The sequence below is a fragment of the Pseudomonas sp. FW305-28 genome, from assembly GCF_017351395.1.
GTDB classification, from domain to species: domain Bacteria; phylum Pseudomonadota; class Gammaproteobacteria; order Pseudomonadales; family Pseudomonadaceae; genus Aquipseudomonas; species Aquipseudomonas fluorescens_AA.
In genome coordinates this window covers 1-3,982 of the sequence record NZ_JACNDD010000266.1, presented here as the reverse complement: position 1 = coordinate 3,982, position 3,982 = coordinate 1, and the positions used below count along the sequence as shown (strand labels likewise).

Genomic DNA, 3,982 nt, shown 5'->3' with positions numbered 1-3,982 from the left:
CCCCCATAACCCACCGCAACGCTGCCTCAAGTGAAAACAGCAGGTATGCTGATGACCTGCCGAAGGAGATAGAAAATGGCCTACGATTTTGACTTGTATGTGATTGGCGCCGGTTCCGGTGGTGTGCGGGCTGCGCGGTTCGCCGCCGGTTTTGGGGCAAAGGTGGCCGTGGCGGAAAGTCGCTATCTGGGCGGGACCTGCGTCAACGTGGGCTGCGTGCCGAAAAAACTGCTGGTCTATGGCGCGCATTACGCCGAGGACTTCGAGCAAGCGTCGGCTTACGGCTGGACGGCGGGCGAGGCGAGTTTCGACTGGGCCACGCTGATCGCCAACAAGGATCAGGAGATCAACCGCCTCAACGGCATCTACCGCAACCTGCTGGTCAACAGCGGCGTCACACTGCACGAAGGTCACGCCAGGCTGACCGGGCCCCATGAGGTCGAGATCAACGGCCAGCGTCATACCGCCAGGCATATCCTGATCGCCACCGGCGGCTGGCCGGTGATCCCGGACATTCCGGGGCGCGAGCACGCCATCAGTTCCAACGAGGCATTCTTTCTCAAGGAACTGCCCAAGCGCGTCATCGTGGTGGGCGGTGGCTACATTGCGGTGGAGTTCGCCGGGATCTTCCACGGCATGGGCGCGCAGACGTCGTTGCTGTATCGCGGCGAACTGTTCCTGCGCGGCTTCGACGGTGCGGTGCGCAAGCACCTGGCGGAAGAACTGACCCGTCGTGGCCTGGACCTGCAATTCAACGCCGACATCAAATCCATCGAAAAACTGGACGACGGCAGCCTGAGGGTCGAGCTCAAGGATGGCAAAACGTTGATCACCGACTGTGTGTTCTACGCCACCGGCCGGCGACCGATGCTCGACAATCTCGGCCTGGAGAACACCACCGTCGCGGTGGATGAGAAGGGTTTTGTCAAGGTCAACGAAAAATACGAGACCACCGAACCGTCGATCCTGGCCATTGGCGACGTGATCGGTCGCGTCCAGCTCACCCCTGTGGCCCTGGCCGAAGGCATGGCGGTGGCGCGGCGTCTGTTCAAGCCCGAGCAGTATCGACTGGTGGATTACCGGATGATCCCCACCGCCGTATTCAGCCTGCCGAACATCGGCACGGTGGGCCTGACCGAGGAACAGGCCAGGGAAGAGGGGCATGAGGTCGAGATCTTCGAAAGCCGTTTCCGGCCGATGAAGCTGAGCTTGACCGACTGCCAGGAGCGCACCCTGATGAAACTGGTGGTGGATGCCCGGACCGACAAGGTCCTGGGTTGCCACATGGTCGGCCCGGATGCCGGTGAAATCGTCCAAGGCTTGGCCATCGCCCTCAAGGCCGGTGCCACCAAGCGCGACTTCGACGAGACCATCGGCGTGCACCCGACCGCCGCCGAAGAGTTCGTGACGATGCGTACGCCCGTCGCCTGACGCGGCCCTTAGCCGTTGTGTAGGAGCTGACGAGTGCAACGAGGCTGCGATCTTTCCCAGACACTTGAGTCCCAAACGGAAGATCGCAGCCTCCACCAGCGCCCACAGATTTTTTCTATCTATATAGATTCCTGATAGCCAAAACCAATCATTCACATCAGGTTTGCCAATGAGCCAGCCGGGGGATGAGTGGTTAAGATTCCCTCCATCAACTTCTCAACCCTGATGGAGAAACATCGATGCCTATCATCAACAGCCAAGTTAAACCGTTCAACGCTACCGCCTTCAAAAACGGCGAATTCGTCCAGGTGTCGGACGCCGACCTGAAAGGCAAATGGTCTGTCGTGTTCTTCTACCCAGCCGACTTCACCTTCGTTTGCCCAACCGAGCTGGAAGACCTGGCCGACAACTACGCCGAATTCAAGAAACTGGGCGTCGAGATCTACAGCGTCTCCACCGACACTCACTTCGCCCACGCCGCCTGGCACAACACTTCGCCAGCCATCGGCAAGATCCAGTACACCATGATCGGTGACCCGACTCACGTCATCTCCCGCAACTTCGACGTGCTGATCGAAGAAGTCGGCCTGGCTGACCGCGGTACTTTCGTGATCAACCCTGAAGGCCAGATCAAGATCGTCGAGATCAACGACGGTGGTGTAGGCCGCGACGCTTCCGAGCTGCTGCGCAAGGTCAAGGCCGCTCAGTACGTTGCCGCTCACCCGGGCGAAGTCTGCCCAGCCAAGTGGAAAGAAGGCGAGGCCACCCTGGCTCCGTCCCTGGACTTGGTCGGCAAGATCTAAGTCTGTGAGTCATCCGAGGGCGATCCGCTCTTAATCAAGTAAGCCGCTTCGCCCCAAAAAACGCCCGGGCGAGATTCGCTCGGGCGTTGTTTTTTTCTGAATTCACAAAATGGAAATCGCCCGTATGTTGGACGCCAATCTTAAAGCTCAGTTGAAGTCATACCTGGAACGGGTCACCCAGCCGATCGAGATCGTCGCCTCCCTCGACGACGGTGCGAAATCCCAGGAAATGCTCGCGTTACTCCAAGAAGTTGCCAGTCTTTCCCACCAGATTACCTTGCTCGACAACGGTACCGATGGGCGCAAGCCGTCGTTTTCGTTGAACCGCCCGGGAGCCGATATCAGCCTGCGTTTTGCCGGCATCCCCATGGGCCACGAATTCACTTCGCTGGTGTTGGCCCTGTTGCAAGTCGGCGGCCACCCATCGAAGGCCAGTGTCGAGGTCATCGAACAGATCCGCGCCCTTGAAGGCGAGTTCAATTTCGAGACGTATTTCTCGCTGTCGTGCCAGAACTGCCCGGACGTGGTCCAGGCGCTGAACCTGATGGCGGTGCTGAACCCGAACATTCGCCACGTCGCCATCGACGGCGCGCTGTTCCAGGCCGAAGTCGATGAACGCCAGATCATGGCCGTGCCCAGCATTTACCTGAACGGCGTGAACTTCGGCCAGGGCCGCATGGGCCTGGAAGAGATTCTCGCCAAGATCGACACCAGCGGCATCGAACGCCAGGCTGAGAAAATCAGCGCCAAGGATGCTTTCGATGTGCTGGTGGTCGGCGGCGGCCCGGCTGGCGCTTCGGCGGCGATCTACGCGGCCCGTAAAGGCATCCGCACCGGTGTGGCGGCCGAACGTTTCGGCGGCCAGGTGCTCGACACCATGGCCATCGAAAATTTCATCTCGGTCCAGGAAACCGAAGGGCCGAAACTGGCTGTTGCCCTGGAAGAACACGTCAAGCAGTACGACGTGGACATCATGAACCTGCAGCGTGCCGACGCCTTGCTGCCGGGCAAGGACGGCAGCCTGCATGAAATCAAGTTCGCCAGCGGTGCGAGCCTCAAGGCCAAGACCGTGATCCTGGCGACCGGTGCCCGCTGGCGCGAAATGAACGTGCCGGGCGAGCAGCAATATCGCAACAAGGGCGTGGCGTACTGCCCGCACTGCGACGGCCCGCTGTTCAAAGGCAAGCGTGTAGCGGTGATCGGCGGTGGTAACTCCGGCGTCGAGGCGGCGATCGACCTGGCGGGTATCGTGGCCCACGTCACGTTGCTGGAGTTCGATGTGCAATTGCGTGCCGACGCGGTGTTGCAGCGCAAACTGCACAGCCTGCCGAACGTGACAGTGGTGACCAACGCCCAGACCACCGAAGTGACGGGGGACGGCCAGAAGGTCAATGGCTTGCGCTACAAGGACCGTCCGAGCGGTGAAGTGCGGGACGTGGAGCTGGAAGGGATCTTCGTGCAGATCGGCCTGTTGCCCAACACCGATTGGCTCAAAGGCACCGTCGAGCTGTCGCCGAGGGGAGAGATTATCGTCGATGCCCGTGGTGAGACCTCGATCCCAGGCGTGTTCGCCGCCGGTGACGTGACCACTGTGCCGTACAAGCAGATCGTGATCGCCGTGGGTGAGGGCGCCAAGGCTTCGCTGAGCGCCTTCGACCACCTGATCCGCACTTCCGCGCCGGCATAAACAGCCGAAAGCGGCAAGACAAAACCCCATGGGCCCTGGCTCATGGGGTTTTTTATCGGCC

At 60.5% G+C, this 3,982-nt stretch carries 3 protein-coding genes; all 3 read left to right on the top strand.

What is annotated here, in order from left to right:
- The first annotated feature begins 75 nt into the window (after positions 1 to 75).
- Complete coding sequence (gorA, locus tag J4E53_RS30075) at positions 76 to 1,431, top strand: glutathione-disulfide reductase (RefSeq protein WP_103311381.1); 1,356 nt, start codon at positions 76 to 78, stop codon at positions 1,429 to 1,431.
- Between the two features lie 239 nt (positions 1,432 to 1,670).
- Complete coding sequence (gene ahpC, locus J4E53_RS30070) at positions 1,671 to 2,234, top strand: alkyl hydroperoxide reductase subunit C (protein WP_047227636.1); 564 nt, start codon at positions 1,671 to 1,673, stop codon at positions 2,232 to 2,234.
- A gap of 124 nt (positions 2,235 to 2,358) precedes the next feature.
- On the top strand, positions 2,359 to 3,921 hold the full coding sequence (ahpF, locus tag J4E53_RS30065) for an alkyl hydroperoxide reductase subunit F (RefSeq protein WP_060741671.1): 1,563 nt from the start codon (positions 2,359 to 2,361) through the stop codon (positions 3,919 to 3,921).
- Positions 3,922 to 3,982 lie beyond the last annotated feature (61 nt).

Bases quoted from the DNA above. Each gene is read 5' to 3' on its own strand.
- gorA (WP_103311381.1), top strand. From the start codon at position 76: ATGGCCTACGATTTTGACTTGTATGTGATTGGCGCCGGTTCCGGTGGT.
- ahpC (WP_047227636.1), top strand. From the start codon at position 1,671: ATGCCTATCATCAACAGCCAAGTTAAACCGTTCAACGCTACCGCCTTC.
- ahpF (WP_060741671.1), top strand. From the start codon at position 2,359: ATGTTGGACGCCAATCTTAAAGCTCAGTTGAAGTCATACCTGGAACGG.